At 49.3% G+C, this 17,605-nt stretch carries 16 protein-coding genes, 1 tRNA gene and 1 pseudogene; 11 read left to right on the plus strand and 7 right to left on the minus strand.

The genetic code is table 11. The annotated features are described in order from the left end of the window. The first annotated feature begins 142 nt into the window (after positions 1–142). Both NG795_RS15535 and recJ read left to right on the plus strand, forming a co-directional pair. Positions 143–2,410, plus strand: coding sequence for a DUF1565 domain-containing protein (locus NG795_RS15535; protein WP_367289561.1), 2,268 nt, complete (start codon positions 143–145; stop codon positions 2,408–2,410). 102 nt (positions 2,411–2,512) lie between these two features. Next, a pseudogene (gene recJ / locus NG795_RS15540) lies at positions 2,513–4,288 on the plus strand (single-stranded-DNA-specific exonuclease RecJ); the annotation flags it as partial. Between the two features lie 692 nt (positions 4,289–4,980). On the opposite strand, the gene NG795_RS15545 reads toward recJ, so the two are convergent. After that, positions 4,981–6,117 (minus strand): PAS domain S-box protein, encoded by a 1,137-nt coding sequence (locus NG795_RS15545; RefSeq protein WP_367289562.1) that lies wholly within the window; start codon positions 6,115–6,117, stop codon positions 4,981–4,983. Between the two features lie 857 nt (positions 6,118–6,974). Between NG795_RS15545 and NG795_RS15550 the strand changes: the two genes are divergently transcribed. After that, a complete protein-coding gene (locus NG795_RS15550; RefSeq protein WP_367289563.1) occupies positions 6,975–7,436 on the plus strand; it encodes a response regulator in 462 nt (153 codons plus the stop codon). Between the two features lie 743 nt (positions 7,437–8,179). Next, positions 8,180–8,416 carry a hypothetical protein gene (locus tag NG795_RS15555; RefSeq protein WP_367289564.1) on the plus strand — a complete coding sequence of 79 codons (237 nt, stop codon included), beginning with the start codon at positions 8,180–8,182 and terminating at the stop codon, positions 8,414–8,416. A 434-nt stretch (positions 8,417–8,850) separates the two neighbouring features. Here NG795_RS15555 and psb30 read toward each other — a convergent pair whose 3' ends face one another. Beyond that, positions 8,851–8,982 (minus strand): photosystem II reaction center protein Ycf12/Psb30, encoded by a 132-nt coding sequence (gene psb30 / locus NG795_RS15560; RefSeq protein ID WP_367289565.1) that lies wholly within the window; start codon positions 8,980–8,982, stop codon positions 8,851–8,853. A 280-nt stretch (positions 8,983–9,262) separates the two neighbouring features. On the opposite strand from psb30, the gene NG795_RS15565 reads away from it, so the two are divergent. From NG795_RS15565 to NG795_RS15575, 3 genes are all read left to right on the plus strand, one after another. Next, complete coding sequence (locus tag NG795_RS15565; RefSeq protein ID WP_367289614.1) at positions 9,263–9,640, plus strand: YkgJ family cysteine cluster protein; 378 nt, start codon at positions 9,263–9,265, stop codon at positions 9,638–9,640. A 131-nt stretch (positions 9,641–9,771) separates the two neighbouring features. Beyond that, entirely contained in the window at positions 9,772–10,257 is a 486-nt protein-coding gene (locus NG795_RS15570) for a TMEM165/GDT1 family protein (protein ID WP_367289566.1), read from the plus strand. An 82-nt stretch (positions 10,258–10,339) separates the two neighbouring features. Then, positions 10,340–10,678 (plus strand): TMEM165/GDT1 family protein, encoded by a 339-nt coding sequence (locus NG795_RS15575; RefSeq protein WP_367289567.1) that lies wholly within the window; start codon positions 10,340–10,342, stop codon positions 10,676–10,678. Between the two features lie 87 nt (positions 10,679–10,765). Here NG795_RS15575 and NG795_RS15580 read toward each other — a convergent pair whose 3' ends face one another. Then, a complete protein-coding gene (locus NG795_RS15580; RefSeq protein ID WP_367289568.1) occupies positions 10,766–11,281 on the minus strand; it encodes a hypothetical protein in 516 nt (171 codons plus the stop codon). Positions 11,282–11,531: 250 nt separating this feature from the next. Here NG795_RS15580 and queC point away from each other — a divergent pair, with 250 nt between their 5' ends. Then, positions 11,532–12,218: a 7-cyano-7-deazaguanine synthase QueC gene (queC, locus tag NG795_RS15585; RefSeq protein ID WP_367289569.1), complete on the plus strand. Its 687-nt coding sequence runs from the start codon at positions 11,532–11,534 to the stop codon at positions 12,216–12,218. Between the two features lie 586 nt (positions 12,219–12,804). Then, entirely contained in the window at positions 12,805–12,978 is a 174-nt protein-coding gene (locus NG795_RS15590; protein ID WP_015148666.1) for a ribbon-helix-helix protein, CopG family, read from the plus strand. Positions 12,979–13,050: 72 nt separating this feature from the next. On the opposite strand, the gene NG795_RS15595 is transcribed toward NG795_RS15590, so the two are convergent. Next, positions 13,051–14,778: a hemolysin family protein gene (locus NG795_RS15595; protein WP_367289570.1), complete on the minus strand. Its 1,728-nt coding sequence runs from the start codon at positions 14,776–14,778 to the stop codon at positions 13,051–13,053. A gap of 178 nt (positions 14,779–14,956) precedes the next feature. Beyond that, positions 14,957–15,631: a hypothetical protein gene (locus NG795_RS15600; RefSeq protein ID WP_367289571.1), complete on the minus strand. Its 675-nt coding sequence runs from the start codon at positions 15,629–15,631 to the stop codon at positions 14,957–14,959. A 350-nt stretch (positions 15,632–15,981) separates the two neighbouring features. Here NG795_RS15600 and NG795_RS15605 point away from each other — a divergent pair. Further along, positions 15,982–16,054 (plus strand) — tRNA-Ile (locus tag NG795_RS15605). Here the strand turns inward: NG795_RS15605 and NG795_RS15610 are convergent. Both NG795_RS15610 and NG795_RS15615 read right to left on the minus strand, forming a co-directional pair. After that, entirely contained in the window at positions 16,026–16,172 is a 147-nt protein-coding gene (locus tag NG795_RS15610; RefSeq protein WP_367289572.1) for a hypothetical protein, read from the minus strand. The two genes, NG795_RS15605 and NG795_RS15610, sit on opposite strands and share 29 nt — an antisense overlap. Positions 16,173–16,192: 20 nt before the next feature. Next, positions 16,193–16,597 carry a hypothetical protein gene (locus NG795_RS15615; RefSeq protein WP_367289573.1) on the minus strand — a complete coding sequence of 135 codons (405 nt, stop codon included), beginning with the start codon at positions 16,595–16,597 and terminating at the stop codon, positions 16,193–16,195. Positions 16,598–16,690: 93 nt separating this feature from the next. On the opposite strand from NG795_RS15615, the gene pyrE reads away from it, so the two are divergent. Further along, on the plus strand, positions 16,691–17,311 hold the full coding sequence (gene pyrE, locus NG795_RS15620) for an orotate phosphoribosyltransferase (RefSeq protein ID WP_367289574.1): 621 nt from the start codon (positions 16,691–16,693) through the stop codon (positions 17,309–17,311). Positions 17,312–17,605: the final 294 nt, after the last annotated feature.

Here is a 17,605-nt window from a genome sequence, read left to right on the forward strand (position 1 = left end):
ATAAAATGGGGGTTTATTAAGGTTAAAAACCTGCTAACTCACCTCATTATCTTGTATTTGAATCACGGGAAGCAAAGCCTATAAATGTGCGAAATTTGCCCGCTCTAAGTCCCTATTTATAACCTACAAATAACAAATAATCATGAATTTTAATCATCAATTGTTGGCAGGAATTGTCACCATTGCAGTGGCAACTTGGAATCCCATTGCCTTAGCATTGACTCAGGCGGAAGTGGATGCGGTGGCATGGCAAGTTTCGGTTTTAATTAGTCCGAATTTGACCCAGCGGGGGGATGCGTTTTTGATTGAAGGAGAAAAAACGGGGAGTGGGGTGATTGTAGCGCGAGAGGGGAATAATTATTATGTGCTGACTGCTTTGCACGTCGTGTGGAAACGGGGGGGATTTCATGCGATCGCCATGCCTGATGGCCAAGTGTACTACGTTGATGCATCGGAAAATAGTCCGGATATCATTCCCCTGGGACAACCTTCCGGAGAGTTGGGACAAACGATCGCCGGATTGGATTTGGCGTTACTGCGTGTGCAAAGCGATCGCACCTATCCCTTGGCCCGAACTGCCCCGAATCCCCTCCAGGCGGGAACTCCAGTATTTGTGAGTGGATGGCCCAATCCCGATGATTTGCGGGAAAAAATTCGCGATCGCCAGTTAGTCGAAGGTGCGATCGCTGAAGTGACTCCGCCCTCGGATGATGGCGGGTATCGCTTACTCTACAGCAATCCGACGCGCAGTGGCATGAGTGGAGGCGGTATCTTTAATGCCAATGGTGAACTGATCGGGATTCATGGCAGGGGACGGGGAGTTCAAAATAATTGTAGTACCCCAGAAGTCAATGCCAACAACAGTTGTGGAATGTATATCGGGGAGTTTTTAGCAGACGATCACGTCCAAAGTCTCCAGTTATCCTGGAATCAAACTCCCATCGATCCAGGGATGATTCAATATGGATTGACTTATACCAGTCAAACTAATCGCGTCAATGGTTCTCCCGTAGCGCGCAGTACCCCACCCCCTGTCATCTCCCCAACAATCACACCGGAGACGCCCCAACCCTCGCCATCCCCTGCACCCCTTGCCGAGTTTCCCACCCCCTCCCCAGAGGCGATCGCCTCGGCACAAACGATTTATTATGTTGACCCCAATCAGGGCACCAATGCCGCTACTGCCGGATTAACCCCAGAAAATCCCTTTCGGAGTATCTCCTATGCCCTACAAGGTGCGCGTCCCGGAACCGTAATTTATCTCGCCCCGGGATTGTATAGCGCCCGGGAAACCTTTCCCCTCAAACTGAATCCGGGGGTAATTTTAATCGGCAATGAATCCCAACAGGGAGAAGGAGTAATTATTCGCGGGGGAGGAATTACGTCAACTCGCACCGCTGGGCGGCAAAATTATACCCTATTTGCTGGAAACAATAGCCAAATTTTAGGGGTAACCCTCACCAATCCGCATTCCAACGGAACGGCAATTTGGATTGAAGATACAACCACTGTTTTAATTCGCAATAATACCTTGATGGATAATCCCCGAGAAGGCATTTTAATCGGAGGAACCGCTACTCCCATCCTGGAAAAAAATCGGTTTATTAACAATGGCGGAAATGGAATTTCGGTCATCCAGCAAGGGGCGGGAGAGATTCGCAGTAATGATTTTACCAACAATGGAATTGGGGTGGCGATCGCAGGCATGGCAAATCCCTCGATTTCGGACAATCATATTCGCAGCAACCGCAACGGCATCGTAGTTACTGCATCAGCAACGCCTACTATTCAAGGGAATATTCTGGAAAATAATCAAAATTATGGAATTTTAACCCTCGGATTGGCCGCATCCTCCCTCGGAGAGAATAACCTATTTAGAAATAATGGAATCAGTAGTCAACTCACCGCTAGAGTTCAAGACTGGGGGGTAGATCTTCCTTCCCGAACCGTCACTTCTACAGTTTTTGGTTGTGTGGAATATGAAGGGGGTTTAGCTACTTTTGCTTACACCGGCCCCGGGTCGATTCCCCTGCCCTTTTTGAACTGGAATCATACCGCTTCTGACTCGGGATTAAACCGATGTCGGTTAGTCACGTCCAGTTTAAATAAAATTGTAGCGTTAACGGGTCAAGAGTTATCGAATATGGCACTTTCTACCGGACGAGTTCATAATAATAATGCGGTTTGTTTGGTGGAACAGTCCGGGGGAATTTGCCAAGATAGCAACTTGTTATTTTACCTCGGAGGAGAAGAACAGCGTAATCCCGGTGAAGGATTATCCTCGTTACTTCCTTTCAGGGGGGCAACGGCAGGAAATCCGGTACAACAGGTAGAAACCGGGGCATTCATCCCCTTAAAAGACTTTGCACAACGCTTGAAACCCGAATCAGGGTTATGGTTTACGGATTAGGGGGCGACTGCCTCAAGATTGGGTAAAAGTCGGTGAAAATGAATAGCCATTGACTGATAGGATAGATCAAAGCAACTCCAAATCAGCTCTAGGGATAACGTTATGGTTCCGAGTACCGCGATCCGTTTACCCAATCACAGGTGGCAGATTTACCCTCAAAAACCCGAACTCGCCCAGCAAATTGCTGAGGCAGTGGCACTGCCACCAATTTTGGCGCAAGCACTGATTGATCGCGGCATTGAAACCGTAGAAGAAGTCAAGGCATTTTTAGACCCGGAATCGGTGAGTTTGCCTCCTCCGGTGGAGGAGTTTCCAGACTTGGCACTGACGGTAGACTTATTAGAAAAGGCGATCGCCACCGGGTCAAAAATTGCGATTTGTGGCGACTATGATGCGGATGGTATGACCAGTACCGCCCTGTTAATGCGGGCATTACGGGCATTGGGCGCGAATGTGGATTATGCCATTCCCAGTCGCATGGCAGAAGGTTACGGCATCAATGAGCGGATTGTCCGAGAATTCCACAGTGAAGGGGTGAAAATTATTCTAACCGTGGATAATGGTATCGCTGCGGTTAAACCCATCGCCCTCGCCCGAGAATTGGGGATGGATGCGATTATTACGGACCACCATGAACTCCCAGACGAATTGCCTCCGGCGACAGCAATTCTCAACCCGAAACTGATTCGGGAAGCATCTCCCTATCGCGGAGTTGCTGGGGTGGGAGTCGCCTATATCTTAGCTATTTGTTTAGCACAAAAGTTAGGACAATCCCAACCCTTAATTAAACCTTTACGAGAACTATTAACCCTCGGAACCATTGCGGATTTAGCCCCGTTAACCGGAGTGAATCGCCGCTGGGTTAAACGAGGATTGCGCCAGTTACCCGAGTCGGAGTTGGCAGGGGTACAAGCGTTAATTCAAGTTTCCGGTGCCAGTAGCAGTGGGAAAACCATGAAACCGGATGAAATCGGGTTTCGGTTGGGACCGCGCATTAATGCGGTGGGACGGATTGGCGACCCGCAGGTGGCGATCGAACTGCTGACGACGGATGATCCAGGGATTGCCTTAACTCGGGCGATGCAGTGCGAACAAATCAATCAGGACCGTCAGCAGATGTGCGAAACCATCGAGGCGGAGGCAGTCGCCTGGGTTGAAAGCAGTGGCATGGATTATTTAGGCAGTCGGGTGTTAGTCGTGGTCCAACCGGGTTGGCATCATGGTACCATTGGCATTGTAGCTTCTCGCTTGGTAGAACGCTACGGTGTGCCGGTATTTATTGGCACTTATGAGGACGATCGCCAGGAACATATACGCGGATCGGCGCGGAGTATTCCAGAATTTCATGTGTTTGAGGCGATGCAACATTGCGATCGCTGGTTGGGAAAATATGGCGGACATCGCGCAGCAGGCGGATTTACCTTAAGTGCCCAGAATTTAGACGGGTTTCGCCAAGGGTTAAGTGAGTTTGCTCATGGATGTCTGGAACCCCATCATCTCAAACCAGCGATCGCCATTAATGTGCTGGCGGAATTTGAGCAAATTGACCTGGAATTATACCGGGAAATCGATCGCCTCCACCCCTGCGGCATTGAAAACCCATCCCCCGTTTTCTGGACGCCGAATGTAGAAGTAGTGGACCAGCGCATTGTCGGCAAAGGACATATCAAAGTTACCCTAGAAAGCTCAACGCACAGTTTTCCCCCCGATTCGCCCAAAATTGCCACGCCGCGCCGGATTCAAGGGATTGCATGGCGCTGGGGGGATTATTTTCCCCTGCCTCGATACCTTGATGTAGCCTATAAGTTGCGGGAAAATACTTGGAATGGTCAGACGAATGTAGAACTAGAACTGATCAGTGCCCGTCTGCCGGAGAACGAAGAGAGTCGTCCGAGTGAGATTAACCACCAGTCTGTGCCATCCCCCCTGCCAGTTCGGCGATCGCTGAAAATCCCAGCGAAACCAGCAATCCGGGAATCCTTTCCCCAGACAACCGGGAGAGTTACTGCGCCTCGGGTGACTCCGGTGCTCCCGGAAGCACCTCCGGTGACGGTTAATCCAGAATGGTTATCGGGAATTGCCTTACAATCCTTACTCACTCACTTACAGGGTCGGGTGTTGTTCTATGGTGCCGGTAGACCCGAAATTGGCGAAACAGCCTGCGAAATTGAGTGGAACTTTCCCAAACGTCCCTGTGATACGTTGTTGCTCTGGACTTTACCCCCTTCCGGGACTCACCTGCAATGGTTACTGGCAAAAGGGATGCCGCGTCAGGTTTATGTTTACAATCACTTACCGCCTTTGCCGTCCCCCATGCAATTGCGATCGCACCTGCGCGATCGCCTCCAAGAGGCGGGGACTCAACCCTTGAACCTGTTACAACTCGGGCAAGAATTGTGGGTGGCACCGAGTACCTTGCTGGCTGCTTTACGCGAATTGGGCGATTCCTATCCAGAATTTCCTCCCACCCAAACCCTCGATCGCGAATTAGAACGGTTGTATCGTTGGTATGCCTTTCCTCCCGGGAAATTAGCGCAAATCAATTGGCGATCGCATGAGCATTAGTCGCACTATTCCCGAATCGTAATATGATGGGTGTTATCGATACTAATTTTTCCCTGATGCTGTAACTCACTCAGGAGGCGGGTAACGGTAACGCGAGTTGTGCAGGAAGCTTCAGCGAGTTCCTGATGAGTGAGGCGCAGACTCAACCGGGTCCCCTTGGCAACGGGTTCGCCGATGATGGTTTTTAAAACTTGAAGGAGGGTCAGGAGGCGATCGCTCGCTCGCCTTCTGCCAAATACGGATAAGAACAATTCAGATTGCTGTAATCGCAGAGTGACCCCTTCGGAAATCAACTGAGTCAAGTAAGGGGACTGAGCGATTTCCCGATGGGAAATCGCGATTAATTCTACGGTTTGGGAAAGGGCTGTCGCTTGATAGATGGGGAGGGCAGTTAAAGTCGCACAAAAGGGGCTTCCTTGACCCGCTATTCCCATCAACACCTCACTATTATTTTCCGTCAAGGTACTCAATTTTACCCACCCTTTACAGATCAGCCAGAGGGCATCCGGTTGTAACGGGATATGTTCTCCTTTACAAAAACTGTGCCGGGTGCGATCGCAAAACAGGTCCTCGGTGCACTTTTGTTTCTGCGCTTGCGCTCGTTGGCGATCGCTGATGTCGCCGATACAGAGGCAGATGGAAACAATATTACCCCAGGCGTCCCGTTCCCTAGAGAGGGTCAGCGCCGCGTCAAAGGGTTCCCGATTGGGGGAATAGAGTCTCACTTGCCACTCCTGCTCCTCCTCCCCCTGTTGCCGCCTTTTCAGTTCTTCCCGAAACTCCCGTCGGCCCTCAATCGGAACCAAAAGAGTGAAGGGTTTGTGCAGTAGCAATCCCTGAGTGCAGTCGAATAATCGGGTCGCGGCACGATTCACTGAGGTGATCGTACCGGCGCTATCCAGGGCCATGTAAGCATGGGGTGCTTGCTCAAATAGGTTTTGATAACGCCTGCGTTCTGCTTCTAGTTGGGTGCGAGATTCAACCAGTTGTTCCTGTTGCTCGGCCAGTTGTTCTAAAGCAACGAGCAATTCTTCCGAAGCGGTCCCGAGTTCTTTAAAGGCGATCGGCAGTAAATCACCGTTAGGCTGGATCTGCGAAGGTTCAGAACTGCGGTAATACAGACTTTCAATGCGCTGATTCATCGTGGTGACATACTGGGTAAATAAATCGAGTTTAAAAATACCTTCCTCCTTAGCAATCTTATCGATTTGCTGTTAGTATAGTGGGTTGACTGGAGTTAAATCTTGGCTTTCTAGTCTTCTGTTCCGAGAGTAGAAAATTAATACTGGTCAAATTATACCCGAGTCCTTATGAATAGGCAAGCTTTAGACTGTTTTTTCCAGAGTGCAGAACCCGGGAGAAACTCTTCTGTTCAACCCTTTTAGGGTTCCCCTCTTCCCCAAGGGCGATCGCCCCAGGGTCCACAACTGGCGATTGCCCGGTAACCCAGTTTCCGGAAAATTAAGGACCCTTCCCTTTGGGTCCGTAGTTGGACAAACTCCTTTATCCATAAGGGCTTGAGCATTTCCTGTATCCCTGAATACATGAAATGCTCAAAAATAATTCTCTCTCGGGATAGAAGCCAAACTTTAGACTGGGTTTTATAGTCAGGTGAAAATTAAATCTTCCCCGAAATAAATTCGGCTTTGGACTGAATGAGCTTACCTCAAAACAGGAAACTTATTCCCAGTTTTTAGAGTCATTGACTCCCCAGGCAACCTTGAAAAAGTCAGGATTATTTCCCAATAAACTGGCCCTTCCCAAGCAGGGATGTATGAGTTGATATTATGAAAATCATTAAAATTATAAAATCACCTCAAAGTTCGCCCCTCTCTCTTTTAAGCTCATAAATTTATCGGAGAAATTATTTTTGACCCTCAGAATGTTTAATCTGTAGACCGAAAAAAGTTTCTCTGTAACCGAATTTCCATCTATCCCAAGTAGAAAGTAGCTCTACCGTACCGGACCGGAACAACAAATATAATCTGAGAAGAAACTTATGAATCGAGTAGCAACGCGCACCAAAATATTAGTCGTTGAAGATAATTTAGCTTATGCCAATATCTTAAAAATCACCTTTGACTACTCGAAATTTTGGGCAGAAGCGGAAATCAAGACCGTCAATGATGGAAAGGAAGCGATCGATTACCTCTGTGGGGTTCAGGGAAATTCAGGCGATTGCCAGGAGTCGGGCCAGTTACCCGATTTGATTCTCTCCGATATCAATATGCCCCATTTATCCGGATTAGAATTACTGGCTTGGATTCGACAAACGCCTCATCTGAAACATTTACCTGTTATCCTGATGAGTAGCCATATCCAGCCTTTAGAACTGGAAATTATTAAGAGCTTAAAGGCTAATTATTATTTTATTAAGCCTTTAACCATTCAAGACTTATTAAGTCACCTGAATCACAGCATGGAGCAACTTCAACCGAGTCAAGCTCACGTTGTAGACTAACCCCACTTCATGAATTCCGAACCGAAAGAGGCTAGGGGATTAACCCTCTCTTCTCTTTATCCCCCAGAACAAAGCTGTTTTCAGGGGGTTTTCTCTTGTTTGGGCGCAATTCAAGTTTTGAATATCTTTTTCAAATTCTCCTGATTCCCCAACCTATCCGCCGGTCAATTCATCCTAGGGATGTCATTTCCACCGGCTTAAAGGGTACAAGATGGCTGGCCATTCAAACCTAATCACCGACTAATCCTCATTAATCCTTGAAACGAGAGGAGATAAGCAGGCGAAATCAGTCAGGGAATCGGGTAATTGGGGTTCGGGTAATTAGGGTTGAGAAATTCAACGGAAATCCAGGCGACTTCCCTCAACTCCGTCGTATCCGTCGCTACGTTAGTGCATTACATTCAATCCTATCCTCAGATAGAAAAGCGACTGTCCAAAAGCCGTTATCTTAGGGAACAGGGTAGTCTGGATAAATTTAACTTGATAGTGAGTCTACACCCGTTCGGCACTCGTGGCTACTATTGCGATGGAGAATTCCGGGTCTAATTGGGGGTAAAATGAACTCTAAGGGTTGATCCAATTGTCCTAAATTCGGGAATTCTCAAAGTAGTCATTTGGCCAGGGGACCAGATGAACGGGGCCGCTTTACCGCTGGGGTTAAGTCAACAATAGAAAATACACAGAATTACCAGTTTTTATCGTCCCCTGTGTCCGTCAAGAGCGATTGTAGCAAAGAGGCGAATATGAGCCAACAATGGTTTGCTGAACAGGATAGCTTATCCGATGCAGTAGAAGAACTTGCAGAAACGACCGTTTCCCTAGGGGTAATCTCTAGTTTTATGGTTCGCTATCAGGGTCAAAAGCGTCAATTTTATTTACCGAGTCAGAGTGACCCTGAACCTCTGACAGCAGAACAGGCATACTTGCGGTTGAAACAGTTGATGGAAGAATCGGGGCTATTGAGGCAGATCTCATCCTGAGCGCTTTCTGGGATTCCAGCCATTCACCGCCAATTTCTGTATCCCTTTCCGGGATTAGGGGGTGCCGTGGACTCCCACGGTCCTCAAGGGTCGTCTGCTGTTTCTGCGCTAGCAGAAGCGATCGCCTTTAATGAAATTTTTATTTTGGGGGATTTCCAGACCCCTACCCTACCTTAAGCCCTGGGAGTTGGGAGAAAGCAAGACTCCACCGGAGTCTTACTAGAGCCATTCTCCCAGGCTGTTTGTGCAGGGGTGAGTTTCTCGGGTCGGCTTTGGCAATCCAGGGTCCTAGGGGGGACTCCTAATCACGAACCTCATGAAGGCGACTGCGAGATTCAAAGGCGATCGCCCTTATCCATAGCTAGGATGGTGACAAAAAGCCAGAAAATAAAGCGCTACAGTGTTGATGCAGCGGCTCGAATCGCCGCTGCATCTTACATATCGCCGCCGCGAAATGCCAGCAAAAAGATGACAACTGGACCCGCAATCAAAATCAATCCCACGAAAGTGAGTTGAAGAATTGTTTCCAGATTGAGGTTGCTTGCAAAACTACTTAAAAAATCCATTTTTCCTCCCAACGGTGCCTGTCCTGAGTAGATATCTAAAACTAACAGTGCTTTACCCTACCCCGAATGAGAGAGGGGATTTGCCACACTGTAAATCAAAATCCGCATACAATCTTACAAGTGAATGGCTCATTTTTTTAAGGAAGTTTACAAAAATCTGGAAAAGACATGAACCTAGACCGGGTGTTTTTTTGCCCCCGGGTCGAAGATTCCCCTGCGATCGGCGAGTAAAAAGCGCTATTGTGAAAAGGCACGAGGGTTCTATATGAGGGATTTAACCGTGGCAAGTTGGCGTTGTATCAAGCAGTGTGGAGCCTGCTGTCATCTGGAGCCAGAGGAGCGTCCAGAATTGGCAGAGTATCTATCCGAGGAAGAGTTGGGCTTATATCTGAGCATGGTAGGGCCAGATGGATGGTGTATCCATTTGGATCACCTCACCCGGGAATGTACAATCTATGACGATCGCCCCCGCTTCTGTCGGGTCCTCCCCAATGTGTTTGAGGAGATGTACGGCATTGAACCCGAGGAATTAGACGAATTTGCCATCGAATGCTGTCAGCAGCAAATCGAGGCTGTTCACGGCGATCGCAGCTTGGAAATGCTCCGGTTTAATCAAGCCGTTGGGGTTTCCCTACTTGAACTGCCCCCCCTCGATTAAGCCCGTTCTCTGTGTCCTCGATTGCTCTCTCCTCCTTGATCTTCCTGTGGGTAGAGGAGTTTGCCCCAGGGACGCTCTGCTCTACCGTCCGGTTGATTTTTGGGGAGAGAGTCGGGAATAATGAAAGAACAATGAAAAAACAACAGCAGTTACTCTCCATGCCAGCAAACACTTCTTCTGTTACCGAACTCACCGAGAGCCTTTCCCCCTTGTCTGCCGCCGTCCCCCCCAATGCAGAAGCCAGCCTAGAACACGCCCTCACCCTACCCGCTTCCCTAGAACTCTCACCACCCCCACCACCCCAGGCTGCACCCAAAACCCGTAGCCCTAAATCCCGTCAGGGGGCCTGGAGTGTGTTCGCTTCCACCTTCGTGACCATTTTCCTAGCTGAATTAGGGGATAAAACCCAAGTCGCCACCCTGTTAATGACCGCTGAATCCCAATCTCCCTGGATTGTCTTTGCCGGTGCCGGTTCCGCATTGGTCGCGACTAGCTTGTTAGGGGTCCTCCTTGGTCGCTGGTTAGCAACTCGCATCTCCCCCAAAACTATCGAAAAATCAGCGGGAGTTGTCCTGCTGTTTGTCTCTGCCATGCTGGTGTGGGATATTCTGCATTAAAATCGACTCTTCACGGCAGCCCCACCCTTTCCCTCGTTTCTTTGTTCAGGACCCTTTTAAACCTCAAGCAGGATAGCAAACAATGGACTGGCAACTTCTCGGCGTAAGTTTTATCACGATTTTTTTAGCAGAATTGGGAGACAAAAGCCAAGTGGCGGCGATCGCCCTCGGAGGTAGCTCAAAATTCCCGCAGTCGGTATTTTTCGGAACTGCTGGTGCCCTTGTTTTAGCCAGTTTGCTCGGAGTGTTAGCAGGAGAAGGGGTAGCCCAACTCCTTCCGGCCCATCTCCTCAAGGCGATCGCCGCCCTGGGTTTTGCCATCATTGCCCTACGTCTCCTGTTCGGCAAAGAAGAGGACGACGACGAAGACTCTTCCTCCGACGCAGAAACCCCCGCAATTGCCCTCTCAGACCCCGATTAAATCTGCGTAAGTTCTGCCTAAGCATAAGCAAAAGCCCCCAGATAACTGGGGGCCTTTTACTGACTTAAATTTTCTATCCGAAAACCCTTATGAAGCGAGGCGTTGTTGTTGATTGCGATACATCCAACTCAGCAAAATGCCACTGCTGCCTAGTTTGAACAGTTCCAGCATCCAATACCCTTGCTGCATTTGATTCATGCCCGAGGGAATCCCTTGCATCGGCTCAAATACATTCAGTTGCATCGCCAAAGCGCTCATTTGCGGCGTTAAGCTATAGGTATCAATCAACACCACCAATAGCAGGATAACGGATAGGAGAATAGCAGGAATGGTCCAGTTGGGGTTAAATTGATGCCGTTTAACCACCGTGAGAATTCCGGTCAAAACTAACGCGGCACATAATAATTCAATCCGATTAAACATCCCAAATAGTAGATAACCGGCGGAAGCAAACCCGGCGGCTTTCATCATTCCTGCTGCATACATACTGGGCAGAATCACCAGATCTAGCAACAGGCAGGCACTCAGCCAGAACCCCAGGCTGAATAGGACGATGGTTTGCCAGATCGGTTGTTTGATTGTAACCGTTGGATTCGTTTCCATAAAATTTCCTCTACCGCTCCGTCTTTGTTTTTAGCTTAACGAATCAGCCCGGGAAAATCCATAAAGTAACATTTCAAAAGGATACAAAATGTTACTAAAATGAAGGGAATTACCCGAAAAAATGTAAACATTTATTGCAGAGGGTCCAAGGGAGGGGAGGAATGGGGTCCCAGGACCCGGAGACAGATGCCGGGGCGATCGCATTCCACTCCCTGGGAGAATAGTAAAAAAGGCTCACCCAGAAAAAAGCGTGAAAGCAGTTATTTTATTATCCGGAGGATTGGACTCCTCCACGGTGCTCTACCAAGCCAAAGCCGATGGCTGCACCTGTTATGCCATGTCCTTTGATTACCAACAACGGCATCGCCGGGAACTCGAAGCAGCCAGGGCGATCGCCCAATCGGCGGGGGTCGCCGAACATCAAATTGTCTCCTTTGACTTGCGACAGTGGGGAGGGTCCGCCCTCACCGACGACAACATGGACCTCCCCTGCGATCGCTCCCTAGAGGAAATGGCTCAGAGTATTCCCATCACCTACGTTCCTGCTCGAAATACCATCTTTCTGAGCTTTGCCCTCGCCTACGCCGAAGCCATCGATGCCCGTCGGGTTTACATTGGGGTGAATGCGATCGACTATTCCGGCTATCCCGACTGCCGTCCCGACTATATCCAAGCCATGCAGAATGTCTTTCGACTCGGGACAAAACAGGGGAGAGAATCCGAGACAACAGAAATTGTCACCCCCCTAATTGAGCTGAAAAAAACCGAAATCATCGAACTGGGGAATCAGTTAGGGGTCCCCTGGGAAAAAACCTGGTCCTGTTATGCCGGAGGCGATCGCCCTTGTGGAGTCTGTGACTCTTGTCAGTTAAGGTTAGCCGCATTTTCAGAACTGGGATTAACCGATCCCCTCCCCTACCTTCAACGGGGTTCTTAACCCGAAATTATCACGAATCCCCCTGCTCGGGGTCGGTTTTACATAGGGAGAACACCCCGGGTTTTAGTCCCTTCGCCATCCCGTAGGGCATCGGCTTTTTAAAGACTGAGAAACTCCTAGAGTATGCTCTATTCCCCCTGAATCGAGTCAAGGGGATTCGCTTTCTTGTGCCTAAATTTAAGGGTTCATCTGAAAATTTGCCTGAGTCCGGCAAAAGAGCAAAACCATTCCTTAAGATAGAGGGTTGCCTTTGCCAACGGCTCTACAATGTTTAAAGTCTACAGCCTAAATTAGGCAGGAAAGCAGTGACCCGGTTCGGGACAACTCAAACCTTGCCCAAATCCCCGCCCCTGGGGTATCCGCCAGAATTGGCAGGGTTCCAAACCCACATCCTCAAGGTCGAGTTTTATAGGGTGGCGGACTCCACCAGACAAAGCTTCCTCTATCTGGAGAATCATGATCTGCTCTTGTTAATCTAACTTTTTTCAAAAGTATCATCTTCCTCTGGTTTGTTGTCATATTCTCAGCCTAATTGTTAACCTAGAAATGTTGTAGCAACGATAGGAACGACATGGCTAGAGATTATATGCTTAGGATTCGATTAAATACTCAAGAATTAGACCGCCTGAAAGCAGAAGCTGAACGGCGTGAACTTTCAATGTCAGAAGTAATTCGAGACTACATTAAACGAATGCCTAAACCCAAAAAAGGTTCAGATGGATTATTAGATGAAGTTCAAACGCCAGCAATGGTGGAATGAAAATTTCTGTCACATCAGAATATTTTCAGCAAGATAGCATCTTGAATTGGATCGGGTACTTAAAAACGAGTTCTAATGATCATCAACATCTAAATCGGGTGGGGAAGAGGAGACTGACTCCTCATCCTCATCCTGATTCTCATCCTCATAGAAATCGAAATGCTGTGAAGAAGACCGGAGCAATTCGTCCTCCTCCAGATCGAAATCGCGGGATGCAGAGGAGGAGTGTTGCTCAGACTCATCGAGATCGAAATCCGATCCTGACGAAGGAGACTCCTGCTCTGGGGTATTCAGTTCTAAATCCGTGGGCAAGGAGTCAAACGAGTCTAGGTTAGATGAGATGGGGTTTGTCACTTCGGGACGATAAATCCGAATTTGGTTCAAACGAGGGCCTTCCGTAGAGACCACCGTAAATTCCAAATTATCGTAGAGGAGGGTTTCCCCCTCCGCTGGGATTTTTTGGAACTGATAGAGGAGGAAACCCCCCAGGGTCTGATATTCATCGGTCAGGGGTAAGTCAAAATTGAGCAATTCATTGACTTCTTCCAAGTTCATTTGAGCTTGGACCATCCAGGTTTGCTCATCGACCATTTGGATGGTTAACTCTTCAGAATCGGAGAGTTCGGGACTCTCGCCAATAATTTGGGCGACTAAATCACTAATGGTTACTAAACCGGCAGTCCCGCCAAATTCATCAACCACCATGACCATTGGTCGTTGCGATCGCTGGACGATGGGCAACAACTCGCTTAAAGGGGTATATTCGGCAACGAACCGCGCCGGACGAATCCAGGGCGCTAGGGGAGTATCTGGGGTGAGGACTCCCTGGGCTAAAGGTCCGGCCAATTCTTTAAAATAGATGATACCGCGAACGTCATCTAAAGATTCCCCAATCACCGGATAGCGGGAGTGACCTGTACTCACCACCTCGTTGAGCAACATTTGAAAGGTGGCATCATAAGAGATCCCATGAATGCTCGTTCGAGGCACCATCACTTCCCGAGCACAGACTTCCCCAAATTCAAACACATTATTGAGCAGTTCTCGCTCCTCGGCTTCTAATCCTGTGGATTCGCGTTCCGTGGCGATAATCAGTTGTAATTCTTCAGGAGTGATGCGATTGGACCAAGCCTGAGCGTTAAAGCGAATACCCCCTAGACTGAGGAGCCAGCGGGTTGAGCGGTCCAGGATCCAGATAAAGGGGTGAAAAAATCGGGCGATCGCCAAACTCGGGGGGCCCAGGAGTCGCGCCAGTTGCTCAGAATAGAGCAACGCCAAAGTTTTGGGACATAATTCGCCGAGGACAATTTGCAAATAAGCCACGATTAAAAAGGCCAGGGGGATTGCCAGGGAATGAGCGATCACCTGAGCAATATCCGGCCTAATTGGCAACCAGACGATCCATTCGGCCACTAAAACCGCCATCGTATTTTCCCCAATCCAGCCTAGGGCCAGACTGGAGAGGGTAATGCCTAACTGAGTCGTCGAGAGCAGACGCTCGATATTGCGATGGAGATGTTGGACAATTTTGGCCTGGATGTCGCCATTATCGGCCAAATGATTAATCCGCGATCGCCGCACGGAAACGATCGCAAATTCCGTCGTCACGAAAAAAGCATTAATGGCGATCAGTCCAAAGACCGCAAGCAACCGCAGTACGACATCTTGCCAGGTCTGAAGGGAATTCCCCGGGACCACCACCGCTAAATGACTCGCGATCGCACTGCCGGAGTGCAATCCCACGACCCCCAGGGTGACCATCCCACCCACCGCAGAAAAATAGCTTAAAGAACGCACCACTGCAACTCATCTTGAAACATTTGGATTACCCATTTTAACCTTGACCGTTTGGCACTGGAGCGTTAACGGCGAAAAATTAGTCCCCGTCGCCATAGCAGGACATCCCCCTAACTTAACCCCAATGCTAGGGTTGATTAGAGGGCTTGTGGAACGACCTGTGCTCAGAAGAGTCCCCGGTCTATTGGACCGGAATTTCTGACATTTTTAGTTCAAGTTCCTGATCGGGATAGTCCGTCAGGGTCAAGGACAGTTTCTGTGCATTTTCCAGCAAGGCCGAGGGAATGCTGACGGTCCCGGAATAGCTCTGATCCCCCGGGGGCAAATCTCCCGGCAATCCTTGGGTTGTCGCACTCAGCGATCGCCCCTTATCATCGGTGACGTTCAAGAAACTGTACAGAAACTGTACCGATCGCGAACCGCCATTTTTTAAACTGACATCCAGCAACAGCGCGGACCCTTCTCGCCGCACCCCGGTGACCTGCAAACTCACGTCCTGGTCCTTGGTGGCGATCGGAAACCGCTCGTCTTTCTTCGGTTCTTCGGCGGCTTTGGCTTCTGCTTCCGGTTCCGCTGCTTTCGTTTCGGCCGCTTCCGGTTCCACTTCTTTGCCCGAGATTCTCGCCTTGACCGTTTTGATTACTTCGTCTTCCTTCAACAGCTTGAGCCCTTGACCCTTCCCTGTCGCCGCAGGGGAATTTGATTCTCCCGAGGTATTCGGACGAACGTCAGGCTGGGTGACTTCCTTGAGCGCAGCTTTGCCTAACTCTAATCCTAGGGAGGCACTCAAGGCACCCGCGCCAAACATCATGGATAACAGTAAAAACGTCAGGACAACAGTTGGGTTGACTTTCATAGTGTTTTTTTTCTTTTATGCGATCGCCGCAATACCGACTCATTGTTCTAGCTTCAAGAGTACCTCGCCTTTCCCGGGGGGAAAATGACACCAGCCCTTGATAAACCCAGGCATCTCGATTTTAATCCCTATTTTTTTATTCCATCTCGTTCTCAAAGAATCCGTTTCCCGCTTGGCTCCAACTGATGAGATCTCCGGTTGCACTCTACCCCTAGACAGGTTACACCCCCAGGGATTATAATCTTTACAAGGTCTGTTGCTGGGCCCTAAATTCCCAGGTTTGGGAGTCATCAAAAAAGCAAATTGCCATAAGACTCTACCCTGAGTCTGCTACAATCAATAAAAAAAGACGGCAGTTGGCCGAGCGGATGAGGCAGCGAACTCATAATTCGCCTTAGGCAGGTTCAACTCCTGCACTGCCGATTAAATTTAAGATAACGGGAATGGGGGACCAACCCCACTTCTTCTGGGCGATCGCCCAGAAGAAATTCAGAACTCCCGTCAATTTCGCGAGTTCCCCCCCTTTCTCGGGGCAGTACATCAACTGCCCCGAATTTCTGCTTACCGCAGGGGCAGAATTTCGTTTTGAGGGTTGAAAGGGATCCCACTTGGGGTATAACTGGGCATCGTCTGCAAAGACTCGTTAAACGGGTTCGTCAAATCCCGGGTTCTAATAATAGGATCGCTAGAGGTTTGGACCTCCATAACGGCCTGATAGAGCTTGTTGACCCGTTCTGCATCCCGTTCCGCCTGTCTTTCCGGGTAAGTCATCGGCAGCAGATAATAACTGATTTGGTCAAAAATTGAGCGATTCTGGTAAAACGTATCAGAACTACGAAAGAAAGCCCGCTCAAATTGTTCAGCAATGGTTCGACGTTGGCTTTGGGCGAGGGCCTCTGGTGCCACCACCAGAGATGCGCCTAACAGGGCCACCGCCCCGATCGCGGTCTTTAACTGGAGTCTCATGAATTTTCTCCTCACTTTTGGCTCGATATTAGCTCAACTTCCACGATAAGATAATTATCGGCTGAAATTTTCCTCCTGTCACTACAATTAACCATGACCGAGATTACTCAAGGATTGGATGAGACATCGGTCTCAGTTCACCCTACCGATTTAAACGCTCAACGCCAACAGCTTCTGGACTTACTCTGCCAGTTAGCCTATCGCGAGGGGGACTTCACCCTATCCTCCGGCCAGAGCAGCCGCTACTATATCAATGGCAAACAAGTCACCCTCCACCCCATCGGCGCACTCCTCACGGGTCAGGTGCTATTCTCCATGCTCTCCTCAGAAACCCTGGCAGTCGCCGGGTTAACCTTGGGCGCTGACCCGATTGTAACCGCCGTTAGCGTCGTCTCTGCCTACGAAAACCGACCGATTCCGGCCCTAATTGTTCGCAAAGAAGCCAAGGGACATGGGACCCAAGCCTATATCGAGGGACCCCAACTGGCTCCGGGGACCCAGGTCGTTGTCCTAGAAGATGTGGTCACCACTGGGGCCTCCGCCATGAAAGCAGTTCACCGTTTGCGCGACGCCGGGTACAAAGTAGAGGAAGTGATTTCCCTAGTCGATCGCGAACAAGGGGGGGCCGAGTTGTATCAAAAAGAAGGATTAAAGTTTCGCGCCGTCTTTACCATCGCCCAAATTCAAGCTCGCTATCAGGAGTTGGGATTATAAGTGAGGAAAAGTAGCAGGAATTTGAACGAACATTAGACCTCTTGCCAACTACCGGATTGATCTCCCTTTCCCTCCCGTGAGCTCCCCCTCCCCTTCCCCTTAAGATTCTGTTGGCTAATCACATGGGGGATGTTACCCATACCCATCAAGCTAACTTCTGAAACTCCAATCTGATCAGGATTTGGGGCCATTTGTCCAGGCCGGGTCCAGGAGGAATGGCTCCCAAGTGGCTCCTAAAGCTAGAGGGTATATGCTCTTAGGGAACTCCAAAAAATAAAACCCGCAAAACGTTCG

Source organism: Laspinema palackyanum D2c, assembly GCF_025370875.1.
In the GTDB taxonomy this organism is placed as follows: domain Bacteria; phylum Cyanobacteriota; class Cyanobacteriia; order Cyanobacteriales; family Laspinemataceae; genus Laspinema; species Laspinema palackyanum.

Excerpts from the sequence above, each read along its gene's own strand:
- NG795_RS15535 (WP_367289561.1), top strand. The coding sequence starts at position 143 with ATGAATTTTAATCATCAATTGTTGGCAGGAATTGTCACCATTGCAGTG.
- NG795_RS15545 (WP_367289562.1), bottom strand. The coding sequence starts at position 6,117 with ATGAATCAGCGCATTGAAAGTCTGTATTACCGCAGTTCTGAACCTTCG.
- NG795_RS15550 (WP_367289563.1), top strand. The coding sequence starts at position 6,975 with ATGAATCGAGTAGCAACGCGCACCAAAATATTAGTCGTTGAAGATAAT.
- NG795_RS15555 (WP_367289564.1), top strand. The coding sequence starts at position 8,180 with ATGAGCCAACAATGGTTTGCTGAACAGGATAGCTTATCCGATGCAGTA.
- psb30 (WP_367289565.1), bottom strand. The coding sequence starts at position 8,982 with ATGGATTTTTTAAGTAGTTTTGCAAGCAACCTCAATCTGGAAACAATT.
- NG795_RS15570 (WP_367289566.1), top strand. The coding sequence starts at position 9,772 with ATGAAAAAACAACAGCAGTTACTCTCCATGCCAGCAAACACTTCTTCT.
- NG795_RS15575 (WP_367289567.1), top strand. The coding sequence starts at position 10,340 with ATGGACTGGCAACTTCTCGGCGTAAGTTTTATCACGATTTTTTTAGCA.
- NG795_RS15580 (WP_367289568.1), bottom strand. The coding sequence starts at position 11,281 with ATGGAAACGAATCCAACGGTTACAATCAAACAACCGATCTGGCAAACC.
- NG795_RS15590 (WP_015148666.1), top strand. The coding sequence starts at position 12,805 with ATGCTTAGGATTCGATTAAATACTCAAGAATTAGACCGCCTGAAAGCA.
- NG795_RS15600 (WP_367289571.1), bottom strand. The coding sequence starts at position 15,631 with ATGAAAGTCAACCCAACTGTTGTCCTGACGTTTTTACTGTTATCCATG.
- NG795_RS15610 (WP_367289572.1), bottom strand. The coding sequence starts at position 16,172 with ATGTACTGCCCCGAGAAAGGGGGGGAACTCGCGAAATTGACGGGAGTT.
- NG795_RS15615 (WP_367289573.1), bottom strand. The coding sequence starts at position 16,597 with ATGAGACTCCAGTTAAAGACCGCGATCGGGGCGGTGGCCCTGTTAGGC.
- pyrE (WP_367289574.1), top strand. The coding sequence starts at position 16,691 with ATGACCGAGATTACTCAAGGATTGGATGAGACATCGGTCTCAGTTCAC.